Origin of the sequence: Pseudomonas sp. S35 (genome assembly GCF_009866765.1) — a bacterium.
Classification (GTDB): domain Bacteria; phylum Pseudomonadota; class Gammaproteobacteria; order Pseudomonadales; family Pseudomonadaceae; genus Aquipseudomonas.
In genome coordinates this window covers 1,790,981-1,811,167 of the sequence record NZ_CP019431.1, presented here as the reverse complement: position 1 = coordinate 1,811,167, position 20,187 = coordinate 1,790,981, and the positions used below count along the sequence as shown (strand labels likewise).

Here is a 20,187-nt window from a genome sequence, read left to right as displayed (position 1 = left end):
CAGGGGCGCTTAACCGAAGAAGCTCTGGCCATTCTTGGCCATTTCACGCAGCTTCGCGGTCGGGTGGTACAGCGGGCCCAGATCAGCGTATTGATCAGCCAGGGCAACGAATTCAGCCACACCGATCGAGTCGATGTAACGCAGTGCACCGCCACGGAACGGAGGGAAACCAATACCGTACACCAGGCCCATATCGGCTTCGGCGGCGGTTTCAACGATGCCGTCTTCCAGGCAACGCACGGTTTCCAGGCACAGGGCGATCATCATCCAGTTGATGATGTCCTCGTCGGACACCTCACGCTGTTCGTAGATGACCGGCGCCAGCACTTCGTGCACCGATGGATCGGCGACTTTCTTCTGCTTGCCCTTCTTGTCGGTCTCGTAGGCGTAGAAGCCCTTGCCGTTCTTCTGGCCCAGGCGCTTGGCTTCGTAGAGCGCGTCGACAGCCGAGCGGCGGTCGTCTTTCATGCGGTCCGGGAAGCCTTCAGCCATCACGTCGCGACCGTGGTGGCCAGTGTCGATACCGACCACGTCCATCAGGTACGCCGGGCCCATGGGCCAGCCGAATTTCTCCATGACTTTGTCGATGCGCACGAAGTCCACACCGGCGCTGACCAGCTTGGCGAAACCACCGAAGTACGGGAACAGTACGCGGTTGACCAGGAAGCCCGGGCAGTCGTTGACCACGATCGGGTTCTTGCCCATTTTCTTGGCGTAGGCCACGGTGGTGGCAACGGCCAGTTCACTGGACTTCTCACCACGGATCACTTCCACCAACGGCATCATGTGCACCGGGTTGAAGAAGTGCATGCCGACGAAATTTTCCGGACGCTTGAGGGCCTTGGCCAGCAGCGAGATGGAAATAGTCGAGGTGTTCGAAGCCAGGATCGTGTCGTCTTTGACATGGCCTTCGACTTCAGCCAGTACCGCCTGCTTGACCTTCGGGTTCTCGACAACCGCTTCGACCACCAGGTCGACGTGGCCGAAATCACCGTAGGACAGCGTAGGACGAATGCCGTTAAGCACTTCAGCCATTTTCGCAGCGGTCATGCGACCTTTGTCAACGCGGCCCACCAGCAGCTTGGCGGCTTCGGCCAGACCTTGCTCGATACCGTGCTCGTTGATGTCCTTCATCAGGATCGGCGTGCCTTTGGACGCCGACTGATAGGCAATACCGCCACCCATGATACCGGCGCCGAGTACGGCAGCCTGTTTCACGTCCTTGGCGATTTCGTCGTAGGCCTTGGCCTTTTTCTTCAGTTCCTGATCGTTCAGGAACAAGCCGATCAGGCTCTGGGCCGCCGAAGTCTTCGCCAATTTGACGAAGCCTGCCGCTTCCACTTCCAGGGCTTTGTCGCGACCGAAGTTCGCGGCTTTCTGGATGGTCTTGATCGCTTCGACCGGCGCCGGGTAGTTCGGGCCGGCTTGGCCAGCCACGAAACCTTTGGCGGTTTCAAACGACATCATTTGTTCGATGGCGTTGAGCTTGAGTTTTTCCAGCTTCGGCTGACGCTTGGCCTTGTAGTCAAATTCGCCGCTGATGGCGCCCTTGATCAGGTTCAGCGCGGCTTCGGCCAGTTTGTCTGGCGCAACCACAGCGTCGACGGCACCGACTTTCAGCGCGTCTTCAGCTTTGTTTTCCTTACCGGCGGCAATCCACTCGATGGCGTTATCAGCCCCGATCAGGCGCGGCAGACGTACGGTGCCGCCAAAACCCGGGTAGATGCCCAGCTTGACTTCAGGCAGGCCGATCTTGGCAGTGGCCGACATGACGCGGAAGTCGGCGGCCAGGCACATTTCGAAGCCGCCGCCCAACGCGATGCCATTGATCGCGGCAACGGTCGGAACGTTGAGGTCTTCGAAATCGCTGAAAATCTTGTTGGCTTCGAGGTTGCCAGCCACTAGCTCGGCATCGGGCAGCTTGAAGTTGTCGACGAATTCGGTGATGTCAGCGCCGACGATAAACACGTCCTTGCCGCTGGAGACGATCACGCCCTTGACCGACGCATCTGCCTTGATGGTGTCTACGGCCTGACGCAGTTCGTTCAGGGTTAGACGGTTGAACTTGTTGACGGACTCACCCTTGAGGTCGAATTTCAGTTCGACGATGCCACTTTCAAGAGCCTTAACCGTGATGGCTTTACCTTCGTAAATCATCAACTGATCTCCACGATATGGAAGCTGAACAGTACACATTGGACGCTGGCCTCTGGTTGGACACTGGCCGTTAGGTCAATGCTCACTCCAATCCGCCAGGCACACCCGCCAATGCGATAGTCGGGATTCTGTATGAGCTGTCTGACAGACAAACGCTCAATTCATACGCCCGTTTGATTTGGGTACGCCACCTTCATCCAATTCCGAGCAATTGTCAATCGCTCGAAAGGCTAGGAAAAACGCGACTTTCCAGTCATTTCAGAACCCCAACCATAGGCCGACGGTTCGTCAATATTCAAATATTCACGAAATCAATAATAGAAAACATGTGGGAAAAGGCTGTACAGAACAGGATATGCCGCTAGGCTAGCGACAACCGTAACGCGCCTGGATGAACATCCGACGCAGGAACCACAGATTTACCGGCCTGCCTGGCCAACTCCAGCCCGATGATGATGTCGGGCTTTTTATTGCCTGAATTTCTGTCAGCGCTTTAGGCCAACGCTTTGAGCAGTGCATCAATGGCAAGCAAATCACTTGCTTCGCCCTTCTCGCCCCAATATAGGGCGATCATCTGCTTGTCAGCCTCAACCTTGAAGACATTGGCTGGCAGCGTTGCAAAATGCGGCAACAACTTCTCGTCCTCGCACACTTCACGCCACTGATTGACCCATACCCCCGGCTCCAACTGCCAGTAGCTCCAGATGGCCGGCGTACTGCCGCGCCGTGGCCGGCAGTACTGCGCGCAGGGGCTTGGCGGCTCCTGCTTGAGCCAATGCGGCCACTCCTGCGGCGCCAGTTGCATGGCTAGGCCGATGCGGCGCGCTTCCATGCGCAGGGCCATGCGCCCGCTCTGGTGGCGCGACGGGCGCAGCCATGCCAGCGGGCTCAGAACCACCACAAGGATTGACACCACTATCCAGACCGTCATATGTGTACTCCCGAATTTCTAGATGAGCGGATTTGATCTGACGCAACCCCATCCGCTTGAAAGCAGCCATACTGAATTTATTGCAGTCCCTTGGAGGAACGCCTCATGCCCTACGTACATATTCTGGTCGCCGTAGACCTGACCGAAGAGTGCGATCCAGTGATCAAGCGCGCACAAGAATCTGCATTGGCCAATGGCGCCATACTGTCGCTGGTGCATATCGTCGAGCCTATGGCCATGGCCTTTGGCGGTGACGTGCCGATGGACCTTTCCCAGTTGCAGCAACAACAATTTGACCAGGCCAAGGAGCGCCTGGACCGTTTGATTCTCAAGTACCCGCACCTGAAAAAGGAAGACTGCCACCTGACTTACGGCCAGCCGCGCCAGGAAATCCACCACTTGGCCAAAGAAAAGGCTTGTGACCTGATCGTGGTCGGCAGCCATGGCCGACATGGTTTGGCGTTGCTGCTGGGCTCCACTGCCAATGATGTGCTGCACGGCGCGCCGTGTGATGTGCTGGCAGTGAAGCTTGTAAAAGCCTCATAAGGCCAATGAGAACCAAATGTGGGAGCGGGCTTGCCCCCGATGGCGGTGTATCAGTCACCAGATGTATCAACTGACAGACTGCTATCGGGGGCAAGCCCCTCCCACCTTTGAACCGCGCTTCATATGAAAAACCCGGTGTTCATCAGATGAACACCGGGTTTTTTAATGCACCGCCATCACTCAGGCATCCAGCTCGGCCCAACGCTCCATCAACACTTCCAGTTCCTGGTTCAGCGTCTCCAACGAAGCGATGACCTTGGCGGTTTCCGCCGCCGGGCGCAGGTAGAAACCCGCGTCAGCCATGTCCGCTTCCACCGCAGCGATCTGCTTTTCCTTGGCGTCGATGTCACCCGGCAAGGCTTCCAGCTCACGCTGCAGCTTGTAACTGAGCTTCTTCTTGGCCGCCGGAGCAGCTTCTGATACAGGGGCAGCAGCGGCAATAGGGGTCACCACCGCAGAGTTCAAGTCAGCCTTGCCGGACTTGCTCTCGGTCACGCCCAGCAGGCGCGGCGAACCGCCCTGGCGCAGCCAGTCCTGATAACCACCGACGTACTCGCGCACCTTGCCTTCACCTTCGAACACCAGGGTGCTGGTAACCACGTTGTCGAGGAATGCCCGGTCGTGGCTGACCATCAGCACAGTGCCGTTGAAGGTCAACAGCACCTCTTCCAGCAGTTCGAGGGTTTCTACATCGAGGTCGTTGGTCGGTTCGTCGAGCACCAGCAGGTTAGCCGGCTTGCTGAACAGCTTGGCCAGCAGCAAACGCGCGCGCTCACCACCGGACAAAGCCTTGACCGGCGTGCGTGCACGCTGCGGGCTGAACAGGAAATCGCCCAGGTAGCTGAGCACGTGGCGGCTCTGGCCGTCGATGTCGATAAAGTCGCGGCCTTCGGCCACGTTGTCGATCACGGTTTTTTCCAGATCCAACTGATGGCGCAACTGGTCGAAGTAGGCCACGTCGATACGCGTGCCCTCTTCCACGGTGCCGCTGGTCGGTTTCAGGCCGCTGAGCATCAGCTTGAGCAGCGTGGTCTTGCCGGTACCGTTGGCGCCCAACAGGCCGATACGGTCGCCGCGCTGCAGGACCATGGAGAAGTCCTTGATCAGGAACGGGCCGTCCGGGTGATGGAAGCTGACGTTCTCCAGCACCATCACTTGCTTGCCCGACTTGTCGGCGGTGTCCAGCTGGATGTTGGCCTTGCCGGTGCGCTCGCGACGTTCGCCGCGCTCCACACGCAGAGCTTTGAGGGCGCGGACACGGCCTTCGTTACGGGTGCGGCGGGCCTTGATGCCCTGGCGGATCCAGACTTCTTCCTGGGCCAGTTTTTTGTCAAACAGCGCGTTGGCAGTCTCTTCGGCGGCCAGCGCGGCTTCCTTGTGCACCAGGAAGCTGGCGTAGTCGCCGTTCCAGTCGATCAGGCCGCCGCGGTCCAGTTCCAGGATGCGCGTGGCCAGGTTTTGCAGGAAGGAACGGTCGTGCGTGATGAACAGCACAGCGCCCTGGAACTCCTTGAGGGCTTCTTCAAGCCAGGCGATGGCGCCGATATCCAGGTGGTTGGTCGGTTCGTCGAGCAGCAGCAAGTCCGGCTCGGACACCAGGGCCTGGGCCAGCAGCACGCGACGACGCCAGCCGCCGGACAATTCGGCGAGGGTCTTGTCGGCCGGCAGTTGCAGGCGGCTCAGGGTGCTGTCGACCAGTTGCTGCAAGCGCCAGCCGTCACGGGCTTCGAGGTCTTGCTGAACGTGCATCAGCTTGTTCAGGTCTTCTTCGGTCACGCAGTTCTGTGCCAGGTGATGGTATTGCGCGAGCAACTCGCCCACGCCGTCCAGGCCTTCGGCAACCACGTCGAACACTGTCCGTCCGTCGGCCACCGGCAATTCTTGCGGCAATTCGCCAATCTTGAGGCCCGGGGAGCGCCAAACAGAGCCATCGTCGGGCTTCTGGTCGCCTTTGACCAGCTTCATCATGCTGGACTTGCCGGTGCCGTTGCGGCCGATGATGCACACCCGCTCACCACGGGCGATCTGCCAGGACACCTTGTCCAACAACGGCATAGCGCCGAAAGCAAGGGACACATCGCTGAATTTGAGCAGGGTCATACGCTTCTCCAAAAACTGGGCGCGCATTCTACCTGAGTTAAGGGTGGGATGCGGCCGGCATTTTTACTACGGGCACCTTCTGCAGGACATTTCCAGCGAACTTCAACGATGCCACCGGCAAAGCTTTCGCCGGCCGCTGGCAAAAGGCTAAGCTAGGGGCAATCAGCGTCGGCGGTGCCGGCGTTAGTCGTGATTTCTCTGCACGGATGTCTCATGCGCAGTCGCCTTTTCAACTTTTTATCTTGTCTGCTTCTTTCCGCCACCGCCGCTCAATCCGCCCAGGCCGTGGACCTCACCACCCAACGTCAATATTACGATGAAGCCAAGCGCGCCCTGGCCAAGGGCGACAGCGGCCCGTACATGCAATACAGCCAGGCCCTGGCCGACTACCCGCTCACGCCGTACCTGGCCTATGACGAACTGACCGCCCGCCTGAAAACCGCAAGCAACCCGGAAATCGAGCAGTTCCTCGCCAAAAACGGCGACCTGCCCCAGGCCAATTGGATGAAGCTGCGCTGGTTGCGCTGGCTGTCCGAGCGTGGCGACTGGCAGACCTTTGAAAAGTACTACGACAGCAAGCTCAATTTCGTCGAACTGGACTGCCTGCACGGCCAATACCAGCTAACCCACAACCTGAAGGCCGAAGGCTACAAGACTGCCGAAAAGCTGTGGATGACCGGCAAATCCCAACCTGCCGCCTGTGATGCCACCTTCGGTCAGTGGGCAGCGGATGGCCAACTTACCGAACAGAAGATCTGGGACCGCACCAAACTCGCCGCCGAAGCGCGCAACTACGCGCTGGCCAACAGCTTGGTCAAAACCTTGCCGACCCTTGGCGCCCAAGGTCGCCTGATGGTGGACGTGGCGCAAAAGCCCGACATGCTCAGCGACCCATCACGCTTCCAGCCGGCCACCGAGGCCATGTCTGACGCCGTGGGCCTGGGCCTGCGGCGCCTGGCCCGCCAGGACCCGGACAAGGCCATGGCGCTGCTCGACGGTTATGCCAGCAGCATGCACTTCTCCCGTGACGAAAAAGTGTCGATTGCCCGCGAAATCGGGCTGACCCTGGCCAAACGCTTCGACCCACGCGCCCTTGAGGTGATGACCAAGTACGACCCCGAACTGCGCGACAACACCGTCTCCGAATGGCGCCTGCGCCTGCTGCTGCGCCTGGCCCGCTGGGAAGATGCCTACCAACTGACGCGCAAACTCCCACAAGACCTGGCCACCACCAACCGCTGGCGTTACTGGCAGGCCCGCAGCCTGGAGCTGGCGGAGCCAAAGAACCCGCAAGCCTTGGTGCTGTACAAGAACCTGTCACGCGAGCGCGATTTCTACGGTTTCCTCGCCGCCGACCGCTCCAAGGCACCATACCAGTTGAATAACAAGCCGCTGGTAATGAGCCAGGCGCTGGTCAATAAAGTGCGCAACACCCCAGGCGTGCGTCGCGCGCTGGAGTTCTACGCCCGTGGCCAGATCGTCGATGGCCGTCGCGAGTGGTACCACGTCAGCCGTCACTTCAACCGCGACGAGATGGTCGCCCAGGCCAAACTGGCCTACGACATGAAGTGGTACTTCCCGGCGATCCGCACCATCAGCCAGGCGCAGTATTGGGACGACCTGGACATCCGCTTCCCAATGGCCCACCGCGACACGCTGGTGCGTGAGGCCAAGGTGCGCGGCCTGCATTCGAGCTGGGTATTTGCCATCACCCGCCAGGAAAGCGCCTTTATGGACGATGCCCGCTCAGGCGTCGGCGCCAGCGGCCTGATGCAACTGATGCCCGGCACCGCCAAGGAAACCGCGCGCAAGTTCAGCATTCCCCTGGCCTCCCCGGCCCAGGTGCTGGACCCGGACAAGAACATCCAACTCGGCGCCGCTTACCTGAGCCAAGTGCACAGCCAGTTCAACGGCAACCGCGTACTCGCCTCCGCCGCTTACAACGCGGGGCCGGGTCGCGTACGCCAGTGGCTGCGCGGCGCCGATCACCTGAGTTTCGACGTGTGGGTGGAGAGCATCCCGTTCGACGAAACCCGCCAGTACGTGCAGAACGTGCTGTCTTATTCGGTGATCTACGGGCAGAAGCTCAATTCGCCACAGCCGCTGGTGGATTGGCATGAGCGGTATTTTGACGATCAATGACACACCACATCCTTGTGGTGAGCGAGCTTGCTCGCTCACCACAGGTCAGTGTTGAAGCTGCTCATCCCCATCACTGAACTGCAACGCCGCCAACCGCGCATACAGCGGGTTGCTCGCAATCAACTGCTGATGCGTGCCCACTGCCACCAACTTGCCTTGGTCCATCACCGCAATCCGATCGGCGTTCTTCACCGTGGCCAGGCGATGGGCGATGACCAACGTGGTGCGCCCCTTCATCAACTGCGGCAGCGCCTGCTGGATCAGGTGTTCACTCTGGGCATCCAAAGCGCTGGTGGCCTCGTCCAGCAGCAGGATCGGCGCGTCCACCAGCAATGCGCGAGCAATCGCCAGGCGTTGCCGTTGCCCGCCGGAGAGGCCCATCCCACCATCGCCCAAATGGGTCTGATAGCCGTTGGGCATTTGCAGGATGAAATCGTGGGCGTGGGCGATACGCGCGGCAGCTTCGACCTGGGCGGTTGTCGCGCTCGGGTTGCCGTAGCGGATGTTTTCCTCGACGCTGCCAAAAAACAGCGCCGGGCTCTGGGACACTAGGGCGAAGTGACGGCGCAGGTCCAGAGGGTCGAGTTCGGTCAGCGAATGGCCTTCGAGCAGGATGCGGCCGTGCTGAGGATCATAGAAGCGCAACAGCAGGTCGAAAATCGTCGATTTGCCAGCACCGGACGGCCCCACCAACGCCAGGGTTTCACCAGGGTTGATGGTCAGGTTCAGGCCATCAATGGCGTAGCTGTCTGGCCGTGACGGGTAGGAAAAACGCAGCTCCTGCAGCTCCATGCCGCCACTGACCCGCTCCGGTAATTTCACCGCATCGGTAGCAGGCGCCTGGATTTCGTTCGTTGACTGCAACAGCTCTGCGATCCGTTCGGCTGCACCCGCAGCCCGCTGCAACTCCCCCAGCACTTCACTCAACGTACCCACGGCGCTGCCGACGATCAGGCTGTAGAACACAAATGCCGCCAGTTCGCCGCCGGAAATGCGCCCGCTGATCACGTCCATGCCGCCCACCCACAGCATCACGCCTACCGCGCCGAGCACCAGCATGATCACCAGGGTAATCAGCCAGGCACGCTGAGCGATGCGTTTACGCGCCGTGGCAAAAGCGTCCTCGACGGTTATGGCAAAGCGCTGCTCATCCTGAACCTGATGGTTGTAGGCCTGCACGGTCTTGATCTGGCCGAGGGTCTCGGACACATAGCTGCCCACATCGGCAATGCGGTCCTGGCTCAGGCGCGACAGGCTGCGCACGCGGCGGCCGAAAATCAGGATCGGCGCCAGCACCAACGGCAGCGCCACCACCACGATGCTGGTGAGCTTGGGGTTGGTGACGAACAGCAGCACAATGCCGCCGATCACCATCAAGGCATTGCGCAGGAACAGCGACAGCGACGAGCCGATCACCGATTGCAGCAAGGTGGTGTCAGTGGTCAACCGCGACTGGATTTCCGAGCTACGGTTGTTCTCGTAGAAGCCGGGGTGCAGGTAGATCAGGTGGTTGAACACCTGCCGACGAATATCCGCCACCACCCGCTCGCCGATCCAGGACACCAGGTAAAACCGCGCAAAGGTACCCACCGCCAGGCCCACTACCAGCAGCATGAACAGGCCAATGGACTGGTTGAGCAGGTGTGGCGACTGGGTCATGAACCCCTGGTCGACCAGCAGACGAATGCCCTGCCCCATGGATAACGTGATGCCGGCCGTGACGATCAGCGCCAACAACGCGCCCAACGCTTGCCAGCGATAGGGCGCGATAAAGCGGCTGGCCAAGCGAATCGCACGGCGTTGACGGGCAGAGAACATGAGGGCGTCACCTGATCAAGAAGGGATTGGTACCTACCCCCTTACATTGGGGGAACTTGGCTGAATAACAATGAGTCAGGTTAATTATGCCCGCCGATACTCGCCCCTAGAGGCTATCGGTCTAAAGCGTGGCTGGAAATCGGCGGCCGTTTCTGGTGGACTGAGTATTCGAACCGGTGGTCGTGCAGGGAGTTGTAACAGCGCGGTCACGCGGGGGTTTTACAGTAGGTACACAACCTGATGAGGAGACAGGCCATGACCTTGCAAAACAGCAGCGATGCCAAGATTGAAGTGATCCGCCAACCCCAGCAGTTGCCTTGCTCCGTCATCGACGCCCAAGGCCACGAGGTGCAGATTACCGAAGAGATGATCCAGCAAGCGTGCCGCGAACTGGAAGAAAAATTGGTCAAGCCTGCCCAGCAAGGCTGAAGCGCCCATGCTCTTTCAGACCCGGCCTCGATGGCCGGGTTTTTTATCGGCGTTTAAACTGCCGCCGCGCCCAGTGCGGACACGATCTTCGACAACGCCGCCGATTCCCCGTTGATGCGCACATTCAAGCCATCAATCTCACGACGCTCCGGGTAGTGCTTGCGCAGCAGGTCGAACGCCTTGCGCTGTTCTTCCACAGTGCCCACCAGGCTGCGACGCAAATCCGCGTCATCGCGGCGCGGGTCGTACACGCTGCGGCACAAGGTCGCCAGCGCCCAGGCTGGGTCGGTCGAGGCATTCAAGTGCACTTCAGCCAACCACAGTGGCGGCAAGAGCTCGCTCAAGTGGATACTCGGTTCCTGGCCCAGGTGTGCACAGAACGCCTGGTAGATCTGCGCCGTGCCGCGCTGCCGGCCCTCAAGGCTGTAACCGGCGATATGCGGTGTGGCCAGCACGCACAGGTCAGCCAGGTCCACATCCACCTCAGGCTCGCCTTCCCACACATCCAGCACCGCTTGCAGGTCTTCGCGCGCCAGCAACACTTCGCGCAGGGCGGCGTTGTCCACCACCGGGCCACGGCTGGCGTTGATCAGCCAAGTGCCGGGCTTGAGCTGCTCCAGGCGTTGGCGGTCGAACAAATGCCAAGTGGAGCCATTACCGGACTTGGTCAGTGGCGTGTGCAGGCTGATCACGTCGCACTGCTCGATGATCTGCGCCAGGCTCACATAGTCGCCGTCTTCGGCGATCTGCCGGGGCGGGTCGCACACCAGCACGTTCCAGCCCAGGCCCTTGAGCACCTTGACCAAGCGCCCGCCCACCTCACCGGCGCCGACGATGCCGTAGGTACGCTGATTGAGGTCGGCGCCTTCGATCTCGGCCAGGGTCTGCAGGCTGCCCAGCACGTAATCCACCACGCCACGCGCATTGCAGCCAGGGGCGCTGGACCACTGGATGCCGGCCTGCTTGAAGTAGTCGAGGTCCAAATGGTCGGTGCCGATGGTGCAGGTGCCGACAAAACGCACCTTTGAGCCTTCCAGCAGCGCGCGGTTGACGTTGGTCACCGAGCGCACCAATAGCACGTCGGCCTGCTCGACCGTGGCGCGGTCCAGGGAACGGCCAGGCACTCGGCGAATCTCACCAAACCCTTGGAAGAAGGCATCGAGCAGCGGGATATTTTCGTCGGCAACAATCAGCATGGCAGGCTCCTTTGGCGGACCCGCAGTGTACAGGCTTGTGCGGATTCAATGTGGGAGGGGCTTGCCCCCGATTGCAGTATGTCAGTCACGAGCTAGTTGGCTGACACACTGCAATCGGGGCATGGGGGCCTACACAACTTCCTGTGGATGCTGAATCGATGGCAAATGGGCTGTTGTGGTGAGCGGGCTTGCCCCGCGCTGGGCTGCGCAGCAGCCCCAACAAGGTCGCCGCTGAGTGCCAGAATCAATCGAAGTGAACGTTTGGGGGCCGCTTCGCAGCCCAGCGCGGGGCAAGCCCGCTCACCACAGAGTTATGTATGAGCTTTTGAGAGTTGTGTAGATACCGATGCTCATCGGGGCATGGGGGCCTAAACAACTTCCCGTGGATGCTGAGTCGATGGCAAATGGGCTGTTGTGGTGAGCGGGCTTGCCCCGCGCTGGGCTGCGCAGCAGCCCCAACAAGGTCACCGCTGAGTGCCAGAACCAATCGAGGTGAGCGTTTGGGGGCCGCTGCGCAGCCCAGCGCGGGGCAAGCCCGCTCACTACAGAGTTATGTAGACACCGATGCTCATCGGGGCTTGGAGGCCTACACAACTTCCCGTGGATGCTGAGTCGATGGCAAATGGGCTGTTGTGGTAAGCGGGCTTGCCCCGCGCTGGGCTGCGCAGCAGCCCCAACAAGGTCGCCGCTGAGTGCCAGTTTGGGGGGCCGCTTCGCAGCCCAGCGCGGGGCAAGCCCGCTCACTACAGAGTTATGTGTCAGCCTTTAAGAGTTTCATCGGGGGCAAGGCCCTCCCACAATGGCTATGCGGTGGCCTGGCAGGTCGCTTACAAATCCCCAACACAGGTTTTTTCCTGACCACTGCGTCAAGGCGTAGAATCCGCCGTCCTTGCGCTCCTCTATTGGACACCTGTACGTGAACACTGCCACCGCTGCCCTCACCCGCCCCGCCCGCATCAGCCGGGAAGTGCGCGACCTGCTGACACTCGCCCTGCCGATCATGATCGGCCAACTGGCGACCACCGCCATGAGCTTTGTCGACGCGGTGATGGCCGGCCGAGTCAGCCCCCAGGATCTGGCGGCGGTGGGCCTGGGCAATTCGATCTGGATTCCCGTGTACCTGCTGATGAGCGGCACGCTACTGGCCACCACGCCCAAAGTCGCTCAGCGCTACGGTGCCGGCACGTTCAGCGAAATCGGCCCGCTGGTACGCCAGGCGTTGTGGCTGGCGGTGGTCGTGGGGGTCATCGGCGGATTGCTGCTGCTGTGCGCCGAACCGATCCTGCATGCCATGAAGGTCGAACCGGACCTGATCGAACCGTCCATGGGTTACTTGCACGGCATCGCCGCCGGAATGCCGGCGATTGCGCTGTATTACGTGCTGCGTTGCTTCAGCGATGGCCTGGGCCGCACGCGGCCGAGCATGGTCATGGGCCTGGTCGGCCTGGCGCTGAATATCCCGCTGAACTACATCTTCATCTACGGCCACTTTGGCGTGCCGGCCATGGGCGGCGTGGGCTGCGGTTGGGCCACGGCCATTGCGATGTGGGTGATGATGCTCGGCCTGGCGGTCTGGACGCGCTGGGGCCCGGCCTATCAGAGCAGTGAATTGTTCAAGCGTTTTGACTGGCCACAATGGGCGGTGATCAAGCGCATATTGGGGATTGGCCTGCCGATTGGTGTCGCGATCTTTGCCGAATCGAGCATTTTTGCCGTGATCGCCCTGCTACTCGGCAGCCTGGGCGCCACGGTGGTGTCCGGGCATCAGATCGCGCTGAACGTCAGCTCGCTGGTGTTCATGATTCCCTACTCCCTGAGCATGGCCGTCACCGTGCGCGTCGGTCAGGCCCTGGGGCGTGGCGAGGCGCGGGAAGCGCGCTTCGCCGCCGGGGTCGGCATGGGCACCGCGCTGGCCTATGCCTGCCTGTCGTGCAGCCTGATGCTGTTGTTCCGCGAGCAGATCGCGTCGATCTACACCCCGGACCCGGTAGTGATCCACCTGGCCTCGACGCTGATCGTATTTTCGGCGCTGTTCCAGTTCTCGGATTCGATCCAGGTCACAGCCGCTGGCGCATTGCGTGGCTATCAGGACACCCGCGTGACCATGGTGCTGACGCTGTTCGCTTATTGGGGGGTGGGGCTGCCGGTAGGTTACGCCCTGGGGCTGACCGACTGGCTCGGCGAACCCAGTGGCCCGAGCGGCTTGTGGCAAGGCCTGATCGTCGGCCTGAGCTGCGCGGCAGGAATGTTGCTGGTACGCCTGGCGCGCAGTGCACGCCGGCGTATCCGGGCGGACAAGGCGCGCGCTTAGTCGGCCTTCTTGCGGATCCAGTACAGGTAGGTGCCGGCCTGCTCTTGCTGATCCACCAGTTCGTGGTCAAGGAACACGCAGAACTTGGGAATGTCGCGACGGGTCGACGGGTCGGTCGCGATCACCTTGAGCAAGCCGCCAGCGGGCAGGTCGCGGATGTGCTGGTGCAGCATCATCACCGGTTCCGGGCAGTTGAGACCCGTCGCGTCAAGCACGCCGTCGACGGTGCTTTCGTTGATATCGCTCATTGATGACTCCTCGTTAACGGGCCTTGGTTTTCTTCGCATCCACCAGACGGCGCAAGTGACAGGTCACTTCCTCACGGTCGTGGTACAGCTGCTTGCAGCCGATCTCCACGCGAATGCCACGGGCCTTGAAGCCCTCTTCAATGCGCTCCAGCAGGCGTTTGACTTCGGCATAGCGCTGCTTCATCGGCAACTTCAGGTTCACCACGGCCTCGCGACAATGCCCCTCGCCAATCCAGGTTTCCAGCAGTGCGGCGTTGCGCGCCGGTTTTTCGACGATGTCGCACACCATCCAGTCCACCGGTTGCTTGGGCACGAAGGTGAAGCCGTCAGCCATCAGGTGTTGGACCAGGCCAGTGTCCATCAGGCTTTCGGCCATCGGGCCGTTGTCGATGGCGGTTACCAGCATGCCCCGATTGACCAATTGCCAGGTCCAGCCGCCTGGCGCGGCACCGAGGTCGACGCCGGTCATGTCGCCGTGCAGGCGCTCGTCCCACTGGTCGCGGGGGATAAAGTGGTGCCAGGCCTCTTCCAGCTTCAGGGTTGAGCGGCTTGGTGCGTCTCGCGGGAACTTCAAACGCGGGATGCCCATTGGCCACATCGCCGAGTTGTTCGACTCGGCCAGGCCCATGAACACTTCGCGGCCGCTCTTGAAAGTCAGCAGCAGACGCGGCTTGCTCGGGTCGTCCACCAGTTTGCCGGCGCCCAGCAGGGCTTTGCGCAGGTGCACTTCGAATTTCTTGCAGAAGTTCGACAGTTCCTTGCCATCATTGGTGTCGACCATCTCCAGCCACAGGCTGCCGCACACCGGGAATTCGCGCAGGTGAGCGAGAATAACGCTGATGCGGTCGGTTTCCGGCAGGTCGATAAACACCCCGCGCGCCCACTGCCTCGGGAAGATCAGCTCGGCAAAGCGCTGGCCGTGCATCAGGCGCTGGGCGCCGTCTTCTTCGGTGCAGACAAATTCGGCGCAGGCGCTGCCGGTCTTGGCCTTGGCGTAGCCGGACACGTTCAGGCGCGCGGCGTGTTCCGCGATCTCGGAACAGACTTCGCCTTCAAAACCCGGGCGGCAGTGCATAAAAAGGGTGTTCATTGAATCTCCTGGCAACTGGCTTGCTCTATCGCAATGCCTGTCATGAAAACGCGCGCATGATAGCTGAGTTCGGAACCTTGGACTTGCCCATAGAGTCCAGTTATTAGCCTGCTAATGAAAACGGGGCTAGTTTGATAGCTCTGTTCGTCCCGTCAGGTCCGTAGCCGTGCGGACCATAAGGAGTCGCGTCATGTCATCGCTTGATAGCCTGAGAACCCTTAAAACCCTGGAAATAGACAGCAAAACCTACCACTACTTCAGCCTGCCCGAAGCCGCCAAGAGCCTGGGCGACCTGGACACGTTACCAATGTCGCTCAAAGTGCTGCTGGAAAACCTGCTGCGCTGGGAAGACAACAAGACCGTCACCGGCGCCGACCTCAAGGCCATTGCCGCCTGGCTCAAAGAGCGCCAGTCCGATCGCGAGATCCAATACCGCCCCGCCCGCGTGCTGATGCAGGACTTCACCGGCGTTCCCGCCGTGGTCGACCTGGCCGCCATGCGCGCCGCCGTGGCCAAGGCCGGTGGCGACCCGCAGCGCATCAACCCGCTGTCCCCCGTGGACCTGGTGATCGACCACTCGGTGATGGTCGATAAATTCGGCAATGCCGACGCCTTCGAACAGAACGTCGATATCGAGATGCAGCGCAACGGCGAACGCTACGCCTTCCTGCGTTGGGGCCAGAGCGCCTTCGACAACTTCAGCGTGGTCCCGCCGGGCACCGGCATCTGCCATCAGGTCAACCTGGAATACCTGGGCCGCACGGTGTGGACCAAGGACGAGGACGGCCGCACCTACGCCTTCCCAGACACCTTGGTCGGCACCGACTCCCACACCACCATGATCAACGGCCTTGGCGTACTCGGCTGGGGCGTGGGCGGCATCGAAGCGGAAGCGGCGATGCTTGGCCAACCGGTGTCGATGCTGATCCCAGAAGTAATCGGCTTCAAACTCACCGGCAAGCTCAAGGAAGGCATCACCGCCACAGACCTGGTGCTGACCGTCACTCAGATGCTGCGCAAGAAAGGCGTGGTGGGTAAGTTCGTCGAGTTCTACGGCGACGGCCTGGCCGACCTGCCCCTGGCCGACCGCGCCACCATCGCCAACATGGCCCCGGAATACGGCGCCACTTGCGGATTTTTCCCGGTAGATGACGTGACCCTGGATTACCTGCGCCTGTCCGGTCGCCCGACGCAAACCGTCAAACTGGTCGAGGCCTACACCAAGGCCCAAGGTTTGTGGCGTATTGCCGGCCAGGAGCCGGTGTTCACCGACAGCCTGGCCTTGGACATGGGCAGCGTCGAAGCCAGCCTCGCCGGGCCGAAACGCCCGCAGGACCGCGTGGCCCTGCCGAATGTCGGCCAGGCCTTCAGCGACTTCCTCGACCTGCAATTCAAACCCACCAACAAGGAAGAAGGCCGCCTGGAAAGCGAAGGCGGCGGCGGTGTCGCCGTGGGCAACGCCGACCTGGTGGGTGAAGCCGATTACGAATACGAAGGCAGCACCTATCGCCTGAAAAACGGCGCAGTGGTCATCGCCGCGATCACTTCGTGCACCAACACCTCCAACCCGAGCGTGATGATGGCGGCCGGGCTGGTGGCAAAAAAAGCCGTGGAAAAGGGCCTGACGCGCAAGCCGTGGGTCAAAAGCTCCCTGGCACCCGGCTCCAAGGTGGTCACCGACTACTACAACGCCGCCGGCCTGACGCAATACCTGGACGCGCTCGGCTTTGATCTGGTGGGCTATGGCTGCACCACCTGCATCGGTAACTCCGGGCCGTTGCCCGAGCCGATTGAAAAGGCCATCCAGCAAGCCGACCTCACCGTGGCCTCGGTGCTGTCCGGCAACCGCAACTTCGAAGGCCGCGTGCACCCGCTGGTGAAAACCAATTGGCTGGCCTCGCCGCCGCTGGTCGTGGCTTATGCGCTGGCTGGCACCGTTCGCATCGACATCAGCAGCGAACCGCTGGGTAACGACCAGGATGGCAAGCCGGTGTACCTGAAGGACATCTGGCCGAGCAGCAAGGAAATTGCCGACGCCGTCGCCCAGGTCAGCACCGGCATGTTCCACAAGGAATACGCCGAGGTGTTTGCCGGCGACGAGCAGTGGCAAGCGATTGAAGTGCCCCAGGCCGCGACGTATGTATGGCAGAAAGATTCCACCTACATCCAGCACCCGCCATTTTTTGACGACATTGCCGGCCCGCTGCCGGTGATCAAGGACGTCAAGGGCGCCAACGTGCTGGCCCTGCTGGGGGATTCGGTAACCACCGACCACATCTCCCCTGCCGGTAATATCAAGGCCGACAGCCCTGCCGGCCGCTACCTGCGCGAGCAAGGCGTGGAGCCGCGTGACTTCAACTCCTACGGCTCACGCCGGGGCAACCATGAAGTGATGATGCGCGGCACCTTCGCCAATATCCGCATCCGCAATGAAATGCTCGGCGGCGAGGAAGGCGGCAACACGCTGTATATCCCCACTGGCGAGAAGATGGCGATCTACGACGCCGCGATGAAATACCAAGCGTCGGGCACGCCGCTGGTGGTGATCGCCGGGCAAGAATACGGCACCGGCTCGAGCCGCGACTGGGCGGCCAAGGGCACCAACCTGCTGGGGGTCAAGGCGGTGATCGCCGAGAGCTTCGAGCGTATTCACCGCTCCAACCTGGTGGGCATGGGGGTATTGCCATTGCAGTTCAAGCTGGACCAGAACCGCAAGGCGCTCAAGCTTACCGGCAAGGAGAAGCTCGATATTCTCGGGCTGACCGAGGTGGAGATTGTGCCGCGCATGAACCTGACGCTGGTGATTACGCGGGAGGATGGCAGCACGGAGAAGGTCGAGGTGTTGTGCCGGATTGATACGTTGAATGAGGTCGAATACTTCAAGGCGGGGGGCATTCTGCACTATGTGCTAAGGCAGTTGATCGCCAGCTAAAGAACACTGGAAATCAAATGTGGGAGGGGGCTTGTCCCCGATGAGGGTTTGTCAGCTGATAAATCGGTAGCTGACCCACTGTCATCGGGGGCAAGCCCCCTCCCACATTTTTGGCCGCGTTTAAACTTTCAGATCAGCCGAACAGCCATTTCCACAGCAGCACCAGCACCACCACCGCCAACACCGGCCGCGCAATGCGGTAGGCCTTCGGATGCTTGCGCTTCCACTGCTTGACCTGCCCACTGAACTTGTCGCTGAACGTCTTGCTCCACGCGTACGCCTGGTTGATGCCGCCAACACGCTCGTCATCCAGGTTCTGCGGTGCAGTCGCGCGGCCCAGTTGCTTGCTGACCCAACGGTTGAGGCAGGTCATCACGCGGTTGCTCAGGGGGCGCTCGATGTCGCAAAACAGGATCACGCGGGTCTGTTCGGTTTCGTTCTTGACCCAGTGCACGTAGGTTTCGTCGAACATCACATCGTCACCGTCGCGCCAGGCGTATTCCTGGCCGTCGACGAAAATGCGGCAGGCGTCGGAATTGGGCGTGGACAGCCCCAGGTGATAACGCAGCGAACCAGCAAACGGGTCGCGGTGCGGGTTGAGGTGACTGCCGCCCGGCAACAGCGCGAACATCGCGCCCTTGACGTTGGGAATGCTGCTCACCAGCGCCACGGTTTTCGGGCACAGCGCCTCTGCCGATGGCAACGGTTTGTCGTACCACTTGAGGTAGAAACGCTTCCAGCCCTTCTTGAAGAACGAACCGAAACCGGCGTCGTTGTTCTTTTCAGCAGCGCGGATGTAACCCTCGTCGAACAGGTGCATGGCCTCTTCGCGGATCACTTCCCAGTTGTCCTTGAGCACGTCCAGTTCCGGGAACTTGCTGCGGTCCAGGTAAGGCTTGGACGGCACGGCCGAGAACAGGTACATCAAGGCGTTATACGGGGCGAACAACGCCGAATGGTTAACGAACTGGCGCAACATCGGTAAACGGGCCTTGCCGCGCAGGTGGACATACAGCGTGCTGCCGATAAACAACAGCAACACCGACAGTTTGGCGGCCAACGAAAAGGTCATGCAGCAACTCCTGGAAAAAAGCGCCTGGCCAACAACTTCCCTTCACTGGGAAACCAGACGTAGCAGCCAGCCATGATAAACAGTTGGGCCATTATGCAGAAGGCCCAGGGTAACGGGGCTGACACACATCAACCCCGAATGCTCATCAGGCCTGGGTTTCCTGCTCGGTAAACAAATCGCTGAACAGCATGCTCGACAGGTAGCGCTCACCCGAGTCCGGTAGGATCACCACAATGGTCTTGCCCTGCATTTCCGGCTTCTGGGCCAGGCGCACGGCCACGGCCATCGCGGCGCCACAGGAGATACCGCACAGAATTCCCTCTTCCTGCATCAAGCGCAGGGCCATGGCCTTGGATTCGTCGTCGCTCACCAGTTCAACGCGGTCAACCATCGACAGGTCGAGGTTTTTCGGCACAAAGCCGGCGCCGATGCCCTGGATCTTGTGTGGGCTTGGCTTGATTTCTTCACCGGCCAGGGCCTGGGTGATCACCGGCGACACCATCGGCTCCACGGCCACCGACAGGATCGGCTTGCCCGCGATGTTCTTGATATAGCGTGATACACCGGTGATGGTGCCACCGGTGCCCACGCCCGCGACCAGCACGTCTACGGCGCCGTCGGTGTCGTTCCAGATTTCCGGACCGGTGGTTTTCTCATGGATTGCGGGATTCGCCGGGTTTTCGAACTGGCCGGGCATAAAGTAGGTGGCCGGGTCGCTGGCGACGATTTCGCCGGCCTTTTCGATAGCGCCTTTCATGCCCTTGGCCGGCTCGGTCAGCACCAGCTCGGCACCCAGAGCCTTGAGTACCTTGCGGCGCTCGATGCTCATGGACGCCGGCATGGTTAGCAGCAGCTTGTAGCCACGGGCGGCGGCGACGAACGCCAGGCCGATGCCGGTGTTGCCCGAAGTCGGTTCGACGATGGTCATGCCCGGCTTGAGTTTGCCGGTGCTTTCCGCGTCCCAGATCATGTTCGCGCCAATGCGGCACTTCACCGAGTAACCCGGGTTACGCCCTTCGATCTTGGCCAGGATAGTCACGCCACGCGGGGCGATCCGGTTGATCTGCACCAGGGGCGTGTTACCGATGGAGTGCGCGTTGTCTGCAAAGATACGGCTCATGACGGGTCCTATTGGGCGGTTTCAGGAAGGCAACAAGGGTATGCCTCGGACTGCAAAGCGTCCAGTCAGAGGAACGTTGCACGGTTCAAGGCAGT

Annotated in this window: 14 protein-coding genes; 5 read left to right on the top strand and 9 right to left on the bottom strand. The window is 61.0% G+C overall.

Going from position 1 to position 20,187, the window contains the following annotated elements; all coding sequences use genetic code 11:
* Positions 1–9: 9 nt before the first annotated feature.
* Positions 10–2,157: a fatty acid oxidation complex subunit alpha FadB gene (gene fadB / locus PspS35_RS08135; RefSeq protein ID WP_159933491.1), complete on the bottom strand. Its 2,148-nt coding sequence runs from the start codon at positions 2,155–2,157 to the stop codon at positions 10–12.
* 493 nt (positions 2,158–2,650) lie between these two features.
* Entirely contained in the window at positions 2,651–3,088 is a 438-nt protein-coding gene (locus PspS35_RS08130; RefSeq protein ID WP_159933490.1) for a hypothetical protein, read from the bottom strand.
* Between the two features lie 105 nt (positions 3,089–3,193).
* On the opposite strand from PspS35_RS08130, the gene PspS35_RS08125 reads away from it, so the two are divergent.
* The gene (locus tag PspS35_RS08125) at positions 3,194–3,634 is read left to right on the top strand and encodes a universal stress protein (RefSeq protein WP_159933489.1); all 441 of its coding nucleotides are present in this window, start codon (positions 3,194–3,196) and stop codon (positions 3,632–3,634) included.
* A 180-nt stretch (positions 3,635–3,814) separates the two neighbouring features.
* Here PspS35_RS08125 and PspS35_RS08120 read toward each other — a convergent pair whose 3' ends face one another.
* Positions 3,815–5,734, bottom strand: a complete 1,920-nt coding sequence (locus tag PspS35_RS08120) for an ATP-binding cassette domain-containing protein (protein ID WP_159933488.1) — start codon at positions 5,732–5,734, stop codon at positions 3,815–3,817.
* A gap of 213 nt (positions 5,735–5,947) precedes the next feature.
* On the opposite strand from PspS35_RS08120, the gene PspS35_RS08115 reads away from it, so the two are divergent.
* Positions 5,948–7,876 carry a transglycosylase SLT domain-containing protein gene (locus PspS35_RS08115; protein ID WP_159933487.1) on the top strand — a complete coding sequence of 643 codons (1,929 nt, stop codon included), beginning with the start codon at positions 5,948–5,950 and terminating at the stop codon, positions 7,874–7,876.
* Positions 7,877–7,921: 45 nt separating this feature from the next.
* Here PspS35_RS08115 and PspS35_RS08110 read toward each other — a convergent pair whose 3' ends face one another.
* Positions 7,922–9,694, bottom strand: coding sequence for an ABC transporter transmembrane domain-containing protein (locus PspS35_RS08110; protein WP_159933486.1), 1,773 nt, complete (start codon positions 9,692–9,694; stop codon positions 7,922–7,924).
* Positions 9,695–9,949: 255 nt separating this feature from the next.
* Between PspS35_RS08110 and PspS35_RS30010 the strand changes: the two genes are divergently transcribed.
* Positions 9,950–10,123: a PA1571 family protein gene (locus tag PspS35_RS30010; protein ID WP_032888780.1), complete on the top strand. Its 174-nt coding sequence runs from the start codon at positions 9,950–9,952 to the stop codon at positions 10,121–10,123.
* Between the two features lie 53 nt (positions 10,124–10,176).
* Here the strand turns inward: PspS35_RS30010 and pdxB are convergent, their stop codons facing one another.
* A complete protein-coding gene (gene pdxB, locus PspS35_RS08105) occupies positions 10,177–11,319 on the bottom strand; it encodes a 4-phosphoerythronate dehydrogenase PdxB (RefSeq protein WP_159933485.1) in 1,143 nt (380 codons plus the stop codon).
* Between the two features lie 916 nt (positions 11,320–12,235).
* Between pdxB and PspS35_RS08100 the strand changes: the two genes are divergently transcribed.
* A complete protein-coding gene (locus tag PspS35_RS08100) occupies positions 12,236–13,630 on the top strand; it encodes an MATE family efflux transporter (protein WP_159933484.1) in 1,395 nt (464 codons plus the stop codon).
* Here PspS35_RS08100 and tusA read toward each other — a convergent pair.
* Positions 13,627–13,878: a sulfurtransferase TusA gene (tusA, locus tag PspS35_RS08095; protein WP_159933483.1), complete on the bottom strand. Its 252-nt coding sequence runs from the start codon at positions 13,876–13,878 to the stop codon at positions 13,627–13,629. The two genes, PspS35_RS08100 and tusA, sit on opposite strands and share 4 nt — an antisense overlap.
* Before the next feature lie 13 nt (positions 13,879–13,891).
* Complete coding sequence (gene rlmM / locus PspS35_RS08090) at positions 13,892–14,968, bottom strand: 23S rRNA (cytidine(2498)-2'-O)-methyltransferase RlmM (protein ID WP_159933482.1); 1,077 nt, start codon at positions 14,966–14,968, stop codon at positions 13,892–13,894.
* Positions 14,969–15,158: 190 nt separating this feature from the next.
* Here rlmM and acnA point away from each other — a divergent pair, with 190 nt between their 5' ends.
* On the top strand, positions 15,159–17,900 hold the full coding sequence (acnA, locus tag PspS35_RS08085) for an aconitate hydratase AcnA (protein ID WP_159933481.1): 2,742 nt from the start codon (positions 15,159–15,161) through the stop codon (positions 17,898–17,900).
* A gap of 133 nt (positions 17,901–18,033) precedes the next feature.
* On the opposite strand, the gene PspS35_RS08080 is transcribed toward acnA, so the two are convergent.
* On the bottom strand, positions 18,034–18,972 hold the full coding sequence (locus tag PspS35_RS08080; protein WP_159933480.1) for an aspartyl/asparaginyl beta-hydroxylase domain-containing protein: 939 nt from the start codon (positions 18,970–18,972) through the stop codon (positions 18,034–18,036).
* A 145-nt stretch (positions 18,973–19,117) separates the two neighbouring features.
* The gene (gene cysK, locus PspS35_RS08075; protein ID WP_159933479.1) at positions 19,118–20,092 is read right to left on the bottom strand and encodes a cysteine synthase A; all 975 of its coding nucleotides are present in this window, start codon (positions 20,090–20,092) and stop codon (positions 19,118–19,120) included.
* Positions 20,093–20,187 lie beyond the last annotated feature (95 nt).